Genomic DNA, 15,610 nt, shown 5'->3' with positions numbered 1-15,610 from the left:
AAGCTCCCACAGACTCCGTCATTGCGAGCGCAGCGAAGCAATCCAGGCTGCCTCCGCGGAAAGACTCTGGATTGCTACGCTGCGCTCGCAATGACGGCGCTGGCGCCCCGTCCCAAAGCAACGGAACTTGACGACATGAAACCCGCCCTCCTCTCCGCCTGGCAGACCTGGGCGCTGCTGTCCGCTTGCTTCGCCGCACTGACCGCGATCTTCGCCAAGGTCGGCGTCGAGAACATCAATCCGGATCTGGCGACCTTCATCCGCACCATCGTGGTGCTGCTCGCCTTTTCGGTGCTGCTGTTCTTCACCGGGCAATTCGCCGTGCCCTCGGCGATCTCGTCCAGGACCTGGCTGTTCCTGGTGCTGTCGGGGCTCGCGACCGGCGCATCCTGGCTGTGCTATTTTCGCGCGCTGAAGCTTGGCCCCGCCACGCTGGTGGCGCCGATCGACAAGCTCAGCGTCGTTCTGGTTGCTCTCTTCGCGTTCGCCTTCCTCGGCGAGCGTCCGACAGCGCAGGGCTGGACCGGCATCGCCATGATCGGCGCCGGCGCGGTGCTGCTCGCGGTGAAGTTTTGAGGCGGAACAAAAGTGCCGTGACATCCGTTCCTGCCGGGGCGCTCTCGCCTCGATCGAGAGACCGATGTCGAGCCAAGACCCCGATCGGGCAAGGCGCGCCGGCCGTGCGCTGGATGCGGCCAACTTCTTTCTCGCCGACGTCCGCGACGGGCTTGGGCCCTATCTTGCCGTCTATCTCCTCACCGAGCAGCACTGGGACGAGGCGCGCATCGGCCTCGTGATGTCGATTGCCACAGTCGCGGGTATCGTGGCGCAGACACCGGCCGGCGCGCTGGTCGATGCGACCCGGGCGAAGCGGCTGGTGATGGTCGTCGCCGCAATCATAGTGACACTCGCTTCGCTGCTGCTGCCGTTGTTTCCGGGCTTCGGGCCGGTTGCGATCTCGCAAGGCATCGCCCAGGCCGCCACCGTGGTTTTCCCGCCGGCGATCGCGGCTGTCTCGCTCGGCATCTTCGGCCATGCCGCCTTCACCCGACGGATCGGCCGCAACGAGACTTTCAACCATGCCGGCAATGCGGTCGCAGCCGGCCTTGCCGGACTCTTCGCCTGGCGATTCGGACCGACTGTCGTCTTCTACCTTCTCGGCGCCATGGCGGTTGCGAGCCTCGTCAGCATCATCGCGATCCCCGAACGCGCCATCGACCACGACCTTGCCCGCGGACTGCACGACGCTGCCGGCGACAAGCGGCGGGAAACACCCTCGGGCCTCGCCGTACTCTTGACCTGTCGCCCCCTGCTCGTCTTCGCGATCTGCGTCCTGCTCTTCCATCTCTCCAACGCGGCAATGCTGCCGCTGGTCGGCCAGAAGCTCGCGCTCCAGGACAAGAGCATGGGCACCAGCCTGATGTCGGCCTGCATCGTCGCAGCCCAAGTGGTGATGGTGCCGTTCGCGATGCTGGTCGGCGCCAGGGCCGACCGCTGGGGCCACAAGCGATTCTTCCTCGCCGCACTCCTGATACTGCCCATCCGGGGAGCGCTCTACACGCTCTCCGACAATCCGTTCTGGCTGGTCGGCGTGCAGCTTCTCGACGGCGTCGGCGCCGGCATCTTCGGGGCGATCTTCCCCGTCATTGTCGCCGACCTCATGCGCAACACCGGACGTTTCAACGTCGCGCAGGGCGCGGTCATCACCGCCCAGAGCATCGGCGCGGCGCTGTCGACGACGCTTGCGGGCCTCGTCGTGGTCGGTGCGGGCTACAGCGCGGCGTTCGTCACGCTCGGCGCGGTCGCTGCGATCGGCGCGATCGTCTGCCTTGTCGCCTTGCCCGAGACGCGGCATGGAACCTTGCCGCCGCAGGGGAAGACAGCGCCGCCGACATCAGCTATCGCAGCCGAATGAGCCGACCAAACCTCAAGGACTGAACGTGCCGTCTGACGCCATCTGGGCCTGGAGCATCATCGTCGCCGCGACCGCCGGCGTCATCATCCGTCCCTTCCGCCTCCCCGAAGCGATCTGGGCCGTGATCGGCGCTGGCGCCCTCGTGCTGCTCGGTTTGCTGCCGTGGCAGGATGCGCTTCTCGGCATCGAGAAGGGCGTCGATGTCTATCTCTTCCTGATCGGCATGATGCTGATCGCCGAATTGGCGCGGCTCGAGGGCCTGTTCGACTATCTCGCCGCGCTCGCGGTGGAATATGCAGACGGATCGCCGCAGCGGCTGTTTTTGCTGATCTATCTCGTCGGCACCCTTGTCACCGTGCTGCTCTCCAACGATGCCACCGCGATCGTGCTGACACCCGCCGTCTATGCCGCGACGCGCGCGGCCGGCGCCAAGCCGCTGCCCTATCTGTTCGTCTGCGCCTTCATCGCGAATGCCGCAAGCTTCGTGCTACCGATCTCCAACCCGGCCAACCTCGTCGTGTTCGGCGCGCGCATGCCGCATTTGACCGAATGGCTGCGCCTGTTCGCCCTGCCCTCGGCAGCCTCGATCCTGCTCACCTATGTCGTGCTGCGCCTGACCCAGCACCGCGCGCTGAAGGAAGAGACCATCGCGCGCAGCGTGCCGCATTCGAAGCTCAGCCGCGGCGGCAAGCTCACAGCCGTGGGCATCATCGCGATCGGAATCGTGCTGGTCACGGCCTCCGCGCTCGACAGGCAACTCGGCTTGCCGACCTTCATCTGCGGCGTGGCGACGTCCGCGATCGTGCTGCTAATCAGCCAGCAGTCACCTTTGCCTGTGCTGCGCGGCGTGTCCTGGAGCGTGCTGCCGCTGGTCGGCGGGCTCTTCGTCCTGGTGGAAGCGCTGGTGAAGACCGGCGTGATCGGGCAGCTCAGCGCGCTGCTGCACCAAGCGGTCGCGCAATCGATCCCGAAAGCTGCCTGGAGCGTCGGCATCGCGACCGCATTCGCCACCAATGTCGCCAACAATCTTCCGGTCGGCCTCGTCGCCGGCTCGGTCGCCGCCAGCGATCATTTGCCCGCGCCCGTCGTCAGCGCCATCCTGATCGGCGTCGACCTCGGCCCCAATCTGTCGGTAACGGGGTCGCTCGCCACCATCCTCTGGCTGGTCGCGCTGCGGCGGGAGAAGATCGAGGTTGGCGCCTGGCCGTTCCTCAAGCTGGGTCTGCTGGTGACGCCGCCCGCTTTGGTCGCCGCGCTGGCTGCCGCGATCAGGTAGTCGCGGCCGAATCCGCCGACCAATCAAGTGCAATTGTTTGCGGTGCATCAATGACGGCGGGGCAACCACAGCTAGAGTTCACTTGTCGCGCAAGACATGCCGCGGCAAGGAAGGTTCATCATGCAGATTCAATCAAAGGCGCTGCCGCAGAGCTTTTCCCTGCGCCGCGAAATCCGGAGCTTCATCGCGCCCGCTGAGGGCCGCGGGGAGACATCCCATCCCCTGCTCGTCTTCTCCGTCGTGGCGCTGCTGGCCCTGTTCGCCATCGTGGAAATCGACCTGCACGCCGCCCAGCTTCAGGCGATCGGCCTGCTCAGCCATGGGACCGGGATCGATCCCGTCTTCCTGAGCCCGTAGCTGGAAAAGCCCGATCGCGGCCATAACGGCCGCGACCGGGCAGCGCATCCTCAGTCGTTCTCGTAGCCGTACACTTCCGGCAGGATGAAGATGGCGGCGAGCAATCCGATCAGCGGGAAGATCGCGACCATCAGCGTGGCATTCGCCTGCCCGATCGCAGCGAATACCGTCGGGAACAGGAAGATCGCCAGGAACGACGGCAGCTTCACGAACATGTAGGCGAAGCCGCTGGCGGTGCCGCGGTACTTCGGCTTGGCGACCATGGTCGGGATCGTCATGCAGTTCGACGCGTCCCAGTAATGGCCCCACAACATGGCAGCCGCTGCGAACGGCAGCAGGATCTTGTTGTCGGTGTAAAGCGCGAAGGCCGCGACCAGCAACGAGGCCATCACGATCGAGAAGCCGGCGATCGCGATGCCGCGGTGGCCAATCTTCGGCGTCAACAGCGGCCCGACCCACCCGGACAGAGCGGCGAAGGAGAACAGCGCCATCGTCACCAGATTGATGCCGAGCACGCTCGACACACCGACCATCACGAACAGCACGGGCAGGTAGAACGCAAAGGTCGAGAACTCGCTCGCCTGGGTGAAACAAGCGATCCAGCCGTAGACCGTGGCGCGCCAGCGGATCGGATCCTTCTTGAGGTCGGCGAGGAACGCACGCGTGCTGGTCTTCGGAACCACCACATCCTGATCCGGCAGCATGTCGAGATTGTCGTTGAACATCTCGCGCGCGACCTGCTTGGCCTCGCGGTAGCGTCCCTTCTGCACCAGCCACACCGCCGTCTCCGGCACGTCATGACGCATGATCAGGATGATCAGCGCCGGCACCGCGCCGAGGCCGAGCGTCACGCGCCACAGCATCTCGTGCTGCATGTCGATCAGCAGGAAGATCACGATGACGCCGATGGTGAGCACTTCACCGACTGCGAACATGAACTGCCAGCGGTTGCCCATGACCTCGCGCTCACCCTTGGCCATGGATTCCATGATGTAGGTGTAGCCGGTCGAGATATCGGAGCCGAGCGGAATGCCGAGCAGGAAGCGGATCACGACGAGCCAACCGACGGTCGGCACGAAAGCCTGCGCCAGCGCCAGCACAATGAACAGCACCATCGTCACCAGGAACATGACGCGGCGGCCGATCTTGTCGGAGAGCCAGCCGCCGAGCAGCGCGCCGATCAACGCGCCGCCCTGCGTACCGGCGGCGGCAAGACCCAGCATCAGCGGATCGGGATTGTACTGCTCCTTGATGAAGATCAGCACGAAGGCGATCGAATAGAGATCCCAGGCCTCGACGAGGATCGAGGCCATCATCAGCCAGCCGACCTTGTTACCCTTGGGACTGTAGTTCGTGATCAGGTAGCGGACCGCGGCTTCGCTCGCGGTCGGTTGTGGCATCGCCATCGTCGACATTCTTCTTCCTTTCTCCAGAACTCTTTACGCGCCGAGCAGCGGCTCGATGCTGCAGTCGAGCAGGCGCGGGTCGATCCCCGCCTCCATGCCCGTGAACATCTCGCCCATGTAGTCGATCAGCGCATCGCTCGCCTTCACGGCGTCATCGACGCGGCGGCTGGCGACGGCTGCGAGAATGGCGAGATGATGGTCGATCGTGCCGGAAAGATCGGCCTGGCCCGGCATGAAGCGGTGGTGGATGTAGCCGATGCGGCGGTACAGCGTGTGCAGCGGCCGCAGCGTGTGCACCAGGAACGGCTCGCCGGCCGCCTCCAGCACCAGCGCATCGATGCGGCGGTCGATGTGATTGAATTCGTCGAGGGTCAGGGTGGCGCGGCGCTCGCGCAGCAGGCGCTCGATGTGCAGCGCCTGATTACGGTGCGACAGGCTGGCGCGATCGGCCGCGAGCCGGACGACAAAGCGCTCCATGTCACGGCGCAAGGCGAGCAGCATCCGCTCGCGCGCAAGATCGATCGGCGCGATGTGCAGGCCGTGGCGCGGACGGATGATGATGAGCGTGTCGGCGGACAGACGATTGACGGCGTGATGCACCGGTGTGCGACCGAAGCCGGTGATGTGCTGCAATTCCAGCATCGTCATGAATTGTCCGGGCTTGAGCTCGCAGTGGACGAGGAGCTCTTCGATCCTCTGGTAAGCCAGCTCGAAGAAGTTGAGCCGGTTGCGCCGGGAGGGCTTGCCCTCGCCGTCGTCCTCGTTTCTCACCACCTCGAGCGCGCGCTTGCGCCGTGCCATGTCGTCCTCCTGTCAGCCGCGCTCTCATTGCTGGGTGGCGCCTATTTGTGGCACCCTTAAAACATGTTGTGATATATTACAAGCAGGCGTAAGACTTCGGCGCGACCTGCAACATGTTGCAGTGCGAAATGAGACTTCAGGCGCGAGGCGCCTGTGATGGGAGGATTGTTGCCGTGAAGATCACGTCGATCGAGACGCTGCGCACCGAGGAATTTTCCAACGTCATCTGGGTGCGCGTCCACACCGACACGGGCATGATCGGTCTCGGCGAAACCTTCTATGGCGCGGGCGCGGTCGAAGCGCAGATCCACGATACGTTCGCCGGCCGACTGCTCGGCCGCAATCCCCTGCACATCGAAGCGATCCACCGCGACATGCTGAACCTGCCGATGGCGCAATCCTCGACCGGTGTCGAGTATCGCGCCGCTTCAGCGATCGACATCGCGCTGTGGGATCTGTTCGGCAAGGTCTGCAATCAGCCGGTACACCAGATGCTCGGCGGCCTCTGCCGCGACAAGCAGCGCATCTACAACACCTGCGCCGGCACGCAATATGTCCGCTCCACCAATATCAGCCCGGTCGCGAACTGGAATCTCGGTGCCTCCAAGGGTCCCTATGAGGACCTCGACGGCTTCATGCACCACGCCGACGCGCTCGCCGAAAGCCTTCTGGAGAGCGGCATCTCCGCAATGAAGATCTGGCCGTTCGATCCGGCGGCCCAGGAGAACAAGGGGCTCTACATCACCGCTGCGCAGATGAAACGGGCGATCGAGCCGTTCGAGAAGATCCGCAAGGCGGTCGGCGACAAGATGGAGATCATGGTCGAGCTCCATTCGCTGTGGAACCTGCCGACCGCCAAGCAGATCGCGCGCGCGCTCGAGCCCTACAAGCCGACCTGGTACGAAGACCCGATCCGCATGAACTCGCCGCAGGCGCTCGCCGAATATGCGCGTTCGACCGACGTCTGGGTCTGCGCCAGCGAGACGCTGGGCTCGCGCTTCCCCTACAAGGACATGCTCGACCGCGACGCCATGCATGTGGTGATGGCGGATCTGTGCTGGACCGGCGGCCTCACCGAAGGCCGCAAGATCGCGGCGATGGCCGAGACCTATCACCGGCCCTTTGCTCCTCATGATTGCATCGGCCCGATCGGCTTCATCGCCGCCATCCACATGTCGTTCAGCCAGCCCAACACGCTGATCCAGGAATCGGTGCGCGCCTTCTACAAGGGCTGGTACAACGAGCTCGTCACCACGATGCCTGTTATCAAGGACGGCTATGTCTTCCCGATGGAAGGCCCCGGCCTTGGCGTGGACCTGCTGCCTGCGGTATTCGACCGCAGCGATCTCACCGTGCGCCGCTCCAACGTCTGAGGATTTCTTGAGATGAGCACCGCCCTTTTCGACCTTTCCGGCCGCACCGCACTCGTGACCGGCTCCTCCCGCGGCCTCGGCCGCGCCATCGCCGAGGGCATGGCCAAGGCCGGCGCCAAGATCATTATCAACGGCGTCGATCCCAAGCGCGTCGAGCAGGCCGTCGCCGAATTTCGTACCGCCGGCCACCAGGCGGAAGGTGCTGCGTTCAACGTCACCGACGAGCCGGCGATCGTCGCGGCGTTCAATGACTTCGACAAGAAGGGCATTGAGGTCGACATTCTCGTCAACAATGCCGGCATCCAGCACCGCAAGCCGCTGGTCGAGTTCACCACCGACGAATGGCGCAAGGTGATCGAGACTGACCTGACCAGCGCCTTCGTGATCGGCCGCGAGGCCGGCAAGCGCATGATCCCGCGCAAGCGCGGCAAGATCATCAATATCGGCTCGCTCGGCAGCGAGCTCGCACGTCCCACCATCGCGCCCTACACGGCAGCGAAGGGCGGCATCAAGAACCTGACCCGCTCGATGGCGGTGGAATGGGCCCAGCACGGCATCCAGGCCAATGCGATCGGCCCCGGCTACATGCTGACCGACATGAACGAGGCGCTGGTCAACAACACCGATTTCAACAACTGGCTGATGGGCCGCATCCCCTCCAAGCGCTGGGGCAGACCGGACGAGCTGGTCGGCGCGGCGATCTTCCTGGCGTCGGACGCCTCCACTTACGTCAACGGCCAGATCATCTATGTCGATGGCGGCATGATCGCCGCGATGTGATCGCGAAACGCTAAGGGAAAGAGACCATGCGCGCCGTCGTCATTCACGCCCCGAAAGACCTGCGGATCGACAGCTATCCCGATCCGGCACCCGGCCCGGGCGAGGTCCGCGTCAAGATCGCCAATGGCGGCATCTGCGGCTCGGACCTGCACTACTATCACCACGGCGGCTTCGGCGTCGTGCGCATCCAGCAGCCGATGGCGCTGGGCCATGAGATCGCCGGCGTGGTCGCGGCCGTCGGTGACGGCGTCACCAGCGTGAAGCCCGGCACGCGCGTCGCCGTCAATCCGAGCAAGCCGTGCGGCCAGTGCCTGCATTGCCAGGAGGGCATGCGCAACCAGTGCCTCGACATGCGCTTCCTCGGCAGCGCGATGCGCTTTCCCCATGTGCAGGGCGGGTTTCGCGAGTTCCTCACGATCGATGCGACGCAGGCCGTGCCGATCTCCGACAAGCTGTCGCTGGCCGAGGCCGCGGTCGCCGAGCCGCTCGCGGTTTGCCTGCATGCCGGCAAGCAGGCCGGCCCCCTCCTCGGCAAGCGCGTGCTGATCACCGGCTGCGGCCCGATCGGTGCACTGATGATCCTGGTCTCGCGTTTCGGCGGGGCGTCCGAGATCGTGGTGACCGATGTCGCCGACGCGCCGCTGGCGGTCGCCAGAAAGCTCGGCGCCACCCACGCCATCAACGTCGCGACCCATGCCACCGCGCTCGATCCCTGGCGCGCCGGCAAGGGCGTGTTCGACACGCTGTTCGAGGCTTCCGGCAACCAGGCTGCGCTCCGCACGGCGCTCGACGTGCTCAGGCCCGGCGCCACGCTGGTGCAGCTCGGCCTCGGCGGCGAGATGACGCTGCCGATCAACGCCATCGTCGCCAAGGAATTGCAGCTCCGCGGCACCTTCCGCTTCGATCCCGAGTTCGAGCTCGCGGTTCGCCTGATGGGCGAAGGCCTGATCGACGTCAAGCCGCTGATCACGGCCACCATGCCGTTCGAGAACGCGGTCGCCGCCTTCGAGCTTGCCAGCGACCGTTCGCAGTCGATGAAGGTGCAGCTATCGTTCTAGGGCTTTGCCTGGCTCTCGATCAGCCGGTCGCTGACCAGCCGTACGGCGCCGCGCTTCCAGGAATAGTCCGCGCCCATGCGCAGGCCGCTGTCGCCGCGCGACACCACGGCGCCGGTCCTGGCATCGCGGACCTGGAAGCCGAGCGTGTACTCGGTGCGGCTGACCCGCCGCACCACGCCGATCAGCGATTGGTCCGCGCCGAGCTTTTGCGCAATCGCGGCCTCGCAGCCGCCACAGTCGCGCAAGGCACGCGCCTTCACCGCCTCGCCGCTGATATCGACGATACGGTAGCGGCCGGACTGGCCCAGGGCCTCACGCACGCTGCCGGTGACCTCGGCCAGGTATGACGCATCCGAAGCGGCCGAGGCGCCCGCCGAAGCTGCGGTCGTGTCCTCGAGCTCGAAATCGAACACCGCCAGCGCGACCGGCGCCGGCGTGCTGAGCGCGGCCATCACCTCGCGGGAGACAAAAATCTCGGCGCGCTCCCAGGATTCATCATTGTCGCCGCGGAAGGTGTAGAGCTTGTCCATCACGAGCCTCTTCGCGCCGACGTCGATCACGGCGACCTTGGCCCATTGCACCAGCGTGCTCGTCTTCTGGATGCCGCCGATAACCTTGAACGCCGCACCGTCCTGGGCCGATGGTGCCAGCCGGTAGCGACCATCCGCGCCGATATCCCGCCTGAGCGCCGCCATGAACGCCGACAGCCGCCGCTCATGGGCGGCGGTCTGGTTGGCCGGCTCGGCCGACGTATCGGTATAGCTGAAATCGTCCATGGCAACGCCGATGGCCGCCCCGGCACCGGCTGGCGAATAGGCCGCCGGGAGGACGACAAGGAGAAAAGCAGAGCAGATCAACCGGGACAGGTGCATGAGCGGGCCTCGTGTGACGGAACGGCCTGAAAACCTGGATGGTCGCCTCTCGCCATGCAACCGTGCCCGTCCCGGCGAACGCCGGGAAATTTTCACGACGTTGCACTGCGGCAAGCGCAGCGCTTTCCGCCGCTTGCGTTCTGCCGTTTAATGCGGAGGCGACAAACCCGTTCGCGCCAGGTGCCTGCCGATGTGGAACCGCCCGAGATTCGATCTCAAGGTCCGTCTGACGTTGCGCGTGGCCGCAATATCGGCCGCCTGCTTCGCCGTGATCTCCGCCTATTTCCTTGTCACGGCCGACCGCGAGGCGCATGCGCGCATCGACGGTATCGCCGCCATCGTGGCGAAGTCGCTGGAGCTGCAACAGGGCAAGGTCCAGTGGGTGGCGAACCCGCGCTCGGACTTCCCCAACCTCGACCCCGTATCGGCCTATGTGATGACGCCCGGCCTGTGCCTGGCATTCCGTGGCACGAGCGGCGAGATACTCCAGCGGTTCTGCAGTGGCGCGCCTACTCCGGCAAACCCGCCGCCGCAGGTCTTCGCGGCCTTCTATCGCAGCCTGTTCGACCCCGGCCGTGAGGCAGCGCGGCCAGTGATCGTGCGCGGAGCGAAGCTCGGCGAGACCGTGGTCTCGGTCGATCCGGCCGTGCAGACGGCGGAGGCATGGCACGAGGCCGGCCGCCTGATGATTGCGCTTGCGATCGCACTGCCGCTGCTCTGCGCACTGGTCTATGCGGCACTGGCGCGGGCGCTGCGCCCCACCCGCATGATCCGCACCGGCCTCGAACGAATCGCCGCCAATGACCTCACCGCGCGGCTGCCGCCGTTCGATCTCGCCGAGCTCTCCGCCATCCGCGACGTCTTCAACCATCTCGCCGAAAGCCTCGACACCGCGCTAGCCGAGCGCAGCGAGCTGACGCGAAAGCTGATCGCGCTCCAGGACGAGGAGCGCCGCCATCTCGCGCGCGAGCTGCACGACGAGTTCGGCCAGTCACTGGCCGCCATCCGCGCGCTCGCCGCATCCGCCCGCCAGACCGCCGTGCAGGACTGCCCTTCCCTGCTGTCCGAATGCGACGGCATCGCGCGGACTGCAACCGGCATGATGGAGATGCTGCGCGGCACGCTGTTCAGGCTGCGTCCGCCCGATGTCGAAGAGCTCGGGCTGGTCGCCAGCCTCGAAGGCCTGGTCGCCGGCTGGAACGGACGCAGCCGCGGCGAGACGCGGTTTGCGATCCGCTTCGACGGCGCCTTCGAGACCCTGCCGGCCGCGATCAGCGCCAGCCTCTATCGCATCGTGCAGGAGGCTCTCACCAACGCCGCCAAGCATGCCGGCGCAACCAAGGTGAGTCTGGAACTGACGATGCGTGCCGACGAGATCGCGCTTGCGATCGACGACGACGGACGGTCGAGCGATCCCGCCGCGAAATCCGGAATGGGCCTGCTCGGCATGCGCGAGCGCGTCGCGGCCCTGCGTGGCAAATTGAGCTTCGAGGCCGGACCGCATGGCGGCACTGCGCTGCGCGTCACCATCCCTGTCGCGGCCGATCGGCCGGTGCTGGAGCGGGCGGCATGAGCGCGGGCGATGCGACCATCCTGCTGGTCGACGACCATTCCGTCGTCCGCGAAGGCTATCGCTCGGTGCTCCAGAAGCAGCCGGGCCTGCGCGTCGTCGCCGAAGCCGCCGACGGCGCGGAGGCCTACCGTCTCTTCAAATCCGTGGCGCCCGACCTCGTCATCATGGATCTGAGCATGCCCGGCATCGGCGGCATCGAGGCTGTCAGGCGGATCAGGCAGTGGGACAAGGGCGCGAGAATCCTCGTCTTCACCATGCACCAGAATGCGGGCTTTGCCGTGCAGGCGATCCGCGCCGGCGCGAGGGGCTATGTCACCAAGACCAGTCCGCCCGAAACGCTGGTGCGCGCGGTGATGGACGTGCTCGCGGGCAGGATCGCCATCAGCCCCGACATCGACCACGAACTCGCACTGAGCCGCATCAGCGGCGAGAGCTCGGCTGCCGACGTCCTCACGCCGCGCGAGTTCGAGGTGCTGCGGCTGCTGCTGGCCGAGGAGTCGACGGAGGAGATCGCCGAGACGCTCCACGTCAGCCCGAAGACGGTGGCAAACCTGCATTCGCTGATCAAGGACAAGCTCGGCGTCGACTCCGACATCGAGCTGGTCCGCCTGGCGCTGCGTCAGGGACTGTTGACGCAGGTCGATCTCGGCAAGGCCTGATCGCCGCTTGCGCTCTCCCGCCTGGCGGCGGATCATTCGCGCGCGACCACCGCGTCCAGCCATGCGCAGTTCAGCGGCGGCACACGCGGGTCGGCGACGCGCACGCCGCGGGCCGCGGCGTCCAGCCTCATGTCGCGCAGGCGCTTGCGCTGCTCCTCCGGCATGTTGAGCCGCTCGTGGCCCCATAGCGACGGGCCGTCAAAGGTCTCGTGCGGCTGCCAGGTCTCGGGATCGATGACGCGGCCGCCCCAGCCATATTCGATGAAGAAGCCCGAGGGCGTATTCACGTAGAACGAGGTCATGTGGTCGTTGGTGTGCCGCCCCAGCGTATAGGCAATACGGCCGTCATCCAGCTGCGCGAGGTCGTAGCCCTGCCCGACATCGTCGAGGCTGCCGAGCTCGACCATGAAATGATGCAGCGCCTTCCGTCCGGAGCCTACCATCGCAAAGCTGTGGTGGCGGCCGTTGACGTGGAAGAAATAGAGCCCATAGGGCTTGAGCCCGAAATCGGAGACCTGGAAGCCGAGCACGTCGCGGTAGAACGGCAACAGCGGCTCGACGTCCTCGACGTTCAGCACCACGTGCCCCATGCCGAGCGCGCCGGTGCGAAAGCCAGAGATCGGCCGCCCAGGCTGGAAAGGCTCGCTCGCAAGCTCCGGCTTGCAGAAGACCTCAATCCGGTTGCCGGCGGGATCGGCGAACGTGATCAGCTCGGCCACATGACGCTCGTCGGCGAGCGCGCGCGAGCCGCGCGTCACCTTCACGCTATGGCTTTCCAGCCGCCCGGCTAACTGATCGAGCTCGGCGGTTGAGGGAACTTCCCATCCCATCACCGCCAGCCCGGCGTCGCTGCTGCCGTCGACGATCAGCCGCTGCTTGCGATCGTCCATGCGGAAGGCGCGCATCTTGCCGCCGCGATCGACCTGCTGCATGCCGAGCAGCCGGGTTGCCATTTGGCCCCACTGATCGAGCTGGGATGAATTGATCCGGACATAGCCGAGTGCGGTGATTTCCATCGACGTCCTCCCGAGGGCATCGCACCCGCCGCACTGCGGCGAACTTGATACCGGCCGCGCACGCTCCTACGGTGGCGTCCGCAATCGCTTCTCGTTTGCGATGACGATAGTCGCGGAGCGAAACGGCACAAGGGAGGAAATGCGAAGTGTCCAAGGAGCGGACGCGGACCGGAGCGCCGCGGCAGTCGGAGGGCGTCCGCGCCTTCAAGCGTGGGCTGGACGTGCTGCACGAGGTCAACCGGTCCGGCGGCATCCGCGCGGGCGACGTCGCCCGCGCACTCGACCTGCCTCGCCCGACCGTCTATCGCCTGCTCGAGACGTTGGAGGAACTTGGCTATGTCGCCCGCAGCGCCAGCGACGACCGCTTTCGCGTGACCCGGCGCGCGCTCAGTCTCGGCGACGGCTACGATCCGGGCGTGGTGATCTGCCAGGTGGCGGCGCCTTATCTCGCCGAGCTCAGCAAGAACCTCGTCTGGCCGGTCGATCTCTCGACTTACGAGAACGCCGCGATGGTGGTGCAGGAAACCACGCACTCCCGCAGCCCGCTCTCGATCGACCGCGGCATGATCGGCAAGCGCCTGCCGATGTTGCGGACGTCCGCGGGCCGCGCCTATCTCGCCGCCTGTCCTGCGCGCGAGCGCAACCTGATCGTCAATCATCTGCGCCGCATCGACGAGGCCGACGACCGCCCCTTCCTCGACGAAGGCCGCCTCGACCGCATGATCGCCGAGACGCAAGCCCGCGGCTACGCCATCCGCAGCGAGGGCGAGTACAATCCCAAGACGGCCTCGATCGCGGTCCCCATCGTGCGCAACGGCGCCGTGTTCGGCTGCATCTCCATCATCTGGATCCGCTCGGCCCTCGGAATTGAAGAAGCGGTGGCGCAATTTGCAGGACAGCTTCGGGAAACGGCATCGGCCATCCCGGTCGAGGTCTAGCAGGGTCCGTCCGCTGGGCGGACACTTGGCGCGACGGCATTGATGCCGCGGCGCGGCTTGGGGAAGAGATAGCCCCATGCAACATAAGTCCACCCCCGAAGAGTTTGATGTCGTGATCGTCGGCCGCGGCCCGGTTGGCGCCACGTTGGCCAATCTGCTCGGACTGTGCGGCGTGCGGACGCTGGTACTGGAGCGCGAGGCGCGGACCTATCACCTGCCGCGCGCGGTGCATTTCGACGACGAATGCATGCGCGTGTTCCAGACCATCGGCCTCGCCGACGCGATCCTGCCGCATGTCATCCTCAGCCCCGGGATGCTCTTTCTCGACGCCGGCGGCCGGATGCTGCTGGACTGGTCGCGCCCGCAGACGCTCACGCCGATGGGATGGAATCTCAGCTATCGCTTCCACCAGCCCGATCTGGAGGACGTGCTGATCCATGGCCTTGCGCGCTGGCCGCATGTCACCCTGCGCAACCGCTGCGACGTGTTCGCGCTGGATCAGGATGAGACCGGCGTGCGCGTCCGCTACGAGGACCTTTCCAATGGGACGCTGAGTGAAGTCCGTGCCGGCTATGTGGTCGGCTGCGACGGTGCCCGCTCTCTGGTGCGCCGCTTCATCGGCTCCGGCATGGACGATCTCGGCTTTCACGAGCGCTGGCTGGTGATCGACGTGCTGCTCAAGCGCGACCGCGATGACCTCGGCGACTACAGCATCCAGCACTGCGACCCCCGGCGGCCGGCGACCTATGTGCGCGGCACCGGCATCCGGCGGCGCTGGGAGATCACGGTGTTGCCGGACGAGGATTCGCAAGATGTGGCGCAGCCGGCCAAGGTCTGGGAGCTGCTGTCGCGCTGGATCACGCCCGACGACGCCGAGATCGAGCGCGCCGCTGTCTATACTTTTCATTCCGTGATCGCGCAGCAATGGCGGGGCGGACGGCTGCTGCTCGCGGGCGATTCCGCACACCAGACCCCACCCTTCCTCGGACAGGGCATGTGCGCCGGCATCCGGGATGCCGCCAACCTTGCCTGGAAACTCGGCGCGATCATCCGCGACGGCGCCGCGCCTGATCTGCTGGAGACCTATCAGAGCGAGCGCCGGCCGCATGTGCGGGAGTTCATCGAGCTCGCCATTCGCCTTGGCGGCATCATCAACACCAAGGCGATCGAGGCCGGCCTTGCCGCCGGCGAAGCGCGCGACAACGCGCCCGTGAAACTCGAGGTGAAAAAGCCCCTGCTCGGCCCCGGGCTCGCGCTCGGCGGCCTGCCGCTGGCCGGGCATCTCGCACCGCAGTTCGAGCTGAACGACGGTCGCCGCAGCGATGACCGGACCGGCTACAGCCATGTGCTGCTTGTCGAGAGCGCGGCCGCGCTGCCATCGCATCTTGCCCCGTCGCCGGCTGGGATCGCAATCCTGACCGGCGACGAAGCCCAGGGCGTCGGGCACTGGCTGCGTGAGCACGGCATCATCGCCGCGCTGGTCCGTCCCGACCGCTATGTGCGTGGCACGGCCCGCAACGATTCCGAGTTCGAACGACTCGTCGCCGCCGTTACTCCCCCAACCCGCGTGCCGTCCGCGGCCTGAC

At 66.2% G+C, this 15,610-nt stretch carries 15 protein-coding genes; 11 read left to right on the top strand and 4 right to left on the bottom strand.

Features of this window, described 5'->3' with window-relative positions:
- Positions 1 to 135: 135 nt before the first annotated feature.
- The 4 genes from EI171_RS21410 to EI171_RS21395 all read left to right on the top strand — a co-directional run bounded on the left by EI171_RS21410 (position 136) and on the right by EI171_RS21395 (position 3,548).
- Positions 136 to 576, top strand: coding sequence for an EamA family transporter (locus EI171_RS21410; protein ID WP_011088026.1), 441 nt, complete (start codon positions 136 to 138; stop codon positions 574 to 576).
- 64 nt (positions 577 to 640) lie between these two features.
- The gene (locus EI171_RS21405; RefSeq protein ID WP_028171465.1) at positions 641 to 1,915 is read left to right on the top strand and encodes an MFS transporter; all 1,275 of its coding nucleotides are present in this window, start codon (positions 641 to 643) and stop codon (positions 1,913 to 1,915) included.
- A 25-nt stretch (positions 1,916 to 1,940) separates the two neighbouring features.
- Positions 1,941 to 3,191, top strand: a complete 1,251-nt coding sequence (locus tag EI171_RS21400; protein WP_028171464.1) for an arsenic transporter — start codon at positions 1,941 to 1,943, stop codon at positions 3,189 to 3,191.
- Positions 3,192 to 3,311: 120 nt separating this feature from the next.
- Positions 3,312 to 3,548, top strand: coding sequence for a hypothetical protein (locus tag EI171_RS21395; RefSeq protein ID WP_028171463.1), 237 nt, complete (start codon positions 3,312 to 3,314; stop codon positions 3,546 to 3,548).
- Positions 3,549 to 3,598: 50 nt separating this feature from the next.
- Here the strand turns inward: EI171_RS21395 and EI171_RS21390 are convergent, their stop codons facing one another.
- Entirely contained in the window at positions 3,599 to 4,963 is a 1,365-nt protein-coding gene (locus EI171_RS21390; protein ID WP_011088030.1) for an MFS transporter, read from the bottom strand.
- A 24-nt stretch (positions 4,964 to 4,987) separates the two neighbouring features.
- Complete coding sequence (locus tag EI171_RS21385) at positions 4,988 to 5,755, bottom strand: GntR family transcriptional regulator (RefSeq protein ID WP_011088031.1); 768 nt, start codon at positions 5,753 to 5,755, stop codon at positions 4,988 to 4,990.
- A 173-nt stretch (positions 5,756 to 5,928) separates the two neighbouring features.
- Here EI171_RS21385 and EI171_RS21380 point away from each other — a divergent pair, with 173 nt between their 5' ends.
- The 3 genes from EI171_RS21380 to EI171_RS21370 are packed head-to-tail and all read left to right on the top strand — an operon-like array spanning position 5,929 to position 8,966.
- Positions 5,929 to 7,128 carry a mandelate racemase/muconate lactonizing enzyme family protein gene (locus EI171_RS21380; RefSeq protein WP_038967093.1) on the top strand — a complete coding sequence of 400 codons (1,200 nt, stop codon included), beginning with the start codon at positions 5,929 to 5,931 and terminating at the stop codon, positions 7,126 to 7,128.
- A gap of 12 nt (positions 7,129 to 7,140) precedes the next feature.
- Positions 7,141 to 7,908: an SDR family oxidoreductase gene (locus tag EI171_RS21375; protein ID WP_028171461.1), complete on the top strand. Its 768-nt coding sequence runs from the start codon at positions 7,141 to 7,143 to the stop codon at positions 7,906 to 7,908.
- Between the two features lie 26 nt (positions 7,909 to 7,934).
- Positions 7,935 to 8,966, top strand: a complete 1,032-nt coding sequence (locus EI171_RS21370) for an L-idonate 5-dehydrogenase (RefSeq protein WP_161534605.1) — start codon at positions 7,935 to 7,937, stop codon at positions 8,964 to 8,966.
- On the opposite strand, the gene EI171_RS21365 is transcribed toward EI171_RS21370, so the two are convergent.
- Positions 8,963 to 9,838 carry a DUF3280 domain-containing protein gene (locus tag EI171_RS21365; RefSeq protein WP_161534604.1) on the bottom strand — a complete coding sequence of 292 codons (876 nt, stop codon included), beginning with the start codon at positions 9,836 to 9,838 and terminating at the stop codon, positions 8,963 to 8,965. The genes EI171_RS21370 and EI171_RS21365 overlap by 4 nt on opposite strands.
- A 190-nt stretch (positions 9,839 to 10,028) precedes the next feature.
- Between EI171_RS21365 and EI171_RS21360 the strand changes: the two genes are divergently transcribed.
- On the top strand, positions 10,029 to 11,411 hold the full coding sequence (locus EI171_RS21360) for a histidine kinase (protein ID WP_110116318.1): 1,383 nt from the start codon (positions 10,029 to 10,031) through the stop codon (positions 11,409 to 11,411).
- Entirely contained in the window at positions 11,408 to 12,070 is a 663-nt protein-coding gene (locus EI171_RS21355) for a response regulator transcription factor (protein ID WP_011088037.1), read from the top strand. The genes EI171_RS21360 and EI171_RS21355 overlap by 4 nt, the downstream gene beginning before the upstream one ends.
- Positions 12,071 to 12,102: 32 nt before the next feature.
- Here EI171_RS21355 and EI171_RS21350 read toward each other — a convergent pair whose 3' ends face one another.
- Positions 12,103 to 13,086 (bottom strand): VOC family protein, encoded by a 984-nt coding sequence (locus tag EI171_RS21350; protein ID WP_161534603.1) that lies wholly within the window; start codon positions 13,084 to 13,086, stop codon positions 12,103 to 12,105.
- A gap of 146 nt (positions 13,087 to 13,232) precedes the next feature.
- Here EI171_RS21350 and EI171_RS21345 point away from each other — a divergent pair, with 146 nt between their 5' ends.
- Both EI171_RS21345 and EI171_RS21340 read left to right on the top strand, forming a co-directional pair.
- Entirely contained in the window at positions 13,233 to 14,024 is a 792-nt protein-coding gene (locus EI171_RS21345) for a DNA-binding transcriptional regulator (RefSeq protein WP_161534602.1), read from the top strand.
- Positions 14,025 to 14,100: 76 nt separating this feature from the next.
- The gene (locus EI171_RS21340; RefSeq protein ID WP_161534601.1) at positions 14,101 to 15,609 is read left to right on the top strand and encodes a bifunctional 3-(3-hydroxy-phenyl)propionate/3-hydroxycinnamic acid hydroxylase; all 1,509 of its coding nucleotides are present in this window, start codon (positions 14,101 to 14,103) and stop codon (positions 15,607 to 15,609) included.
- Position 15,610 lies beyond the last annotated feature (1 nt).

Origin of the sequence: Bradyrhizobium sp. LCT2, from assembly GCF_009931255.1 — a bacterium.
In the GTDB taxonomy this organism is placed as follows: Bacteria; Pseudomonadota; Alphaproteobacteria; order Rhizobiales; family Xanthobacteraceae; genus Bradyrhizobium; species Bradyrhizobium diazoefficiens.
This window is presented reverse-complemented; position numbering and strand designations above follow the sequence as displayed.

What these genes read in the sequence shown, in the direction of transcription:
- EI171_RS21410 (WP_011088026.1), top strand. Translation starts at nt 136, where the DNA reads ATGAAACCCGCCCTCCTCTCCGCCTGGCAGACCTGGGCGCTGCTGTCC.
- EI171_RS21405 (WP_028171465.1), top strand. Translation starts at nt 641, where the DNA reads ATGTCGAGCCAAGACCCCGATCGGGCAAGGCGCGCCGGCCGTGCGCTG.
- EI171_RS21395 (WP_028171463.1), top strand. Translation starts at nt 3,312, where the DNA reads ATGCAGATTCAATCAAAGGCGCTGCCGCAGAGCTTTTCCCTGCGCCGC.
- EI171_RS21390 (WP_011088030.1), bottom strand. Translation starts at nt 4,963, where the DNA reads ATGTCGACGATGGCGATGCCACAACCGACCGCGAGCGAAGCCGCGGTC.
- EI171_RS21385 (WP_011088031.1), bottom strand. Translation starts at nt 5,755, where the DNA reads ATGGCACGGCGCAAGCGCGCGCTCGAGGTGGTGAGAAACGAGGACGAC.
- EI171_RS21375 (WP_028171461.1), top strand. Translation starts at nt 7,141, where the DNA reads ATGAGCACCGCCCTTTTCGACCTTTCCGGCCGCACCGCACTCGTGACC.
- EI171_RS21370 (WP_161534605.1), top strand. Translation starts at nt 7,935, where the DNA reads ATGCGCGCCGTCGTCATTCACGCCCCGAAAGACCTGCGGATCGACAGC.
- EI171_RS21365 (WP_161534604.1), bottom strand. Translation starts at nt 9,838, where the DNA reads ATGCACCTGTCCCGGTTGATCTGCTCTGCTTTTCTCCTTGTCGTCCTC.
- EI171_RS21360 (WP_110116318.1), top strand. Translation starts at nt 10,029, where the DNA reads ATGTGGAACCGCCCGAGATTCGATCTCAAGGTCCGTCTGACGTTGCGC.
- EI171_RS21355 (WP_011088037.1), top strand. Translation starts at nt 11,408, where the DNA reads ATGAGCGCGGGCGATGCGACCATCCTGCTGGTCGACGACCATTCCGTC.
- EI171_RS21350 (WP_161534603.1), bottom strand. Translation starts at nt 13,086, where the DNA reads ATGGAAATCACCGCACTCGGCTATGTCCGGATCAATTCATCCCAGCTC.
- EI171_RS21340 (WP_161534601.1), top strand. Translation starts at nt 14,101, where the DNA reads ATGCAACATAAGTCCACCCCCGAAGAGTTTGATGTCGTGATCGTCGGC.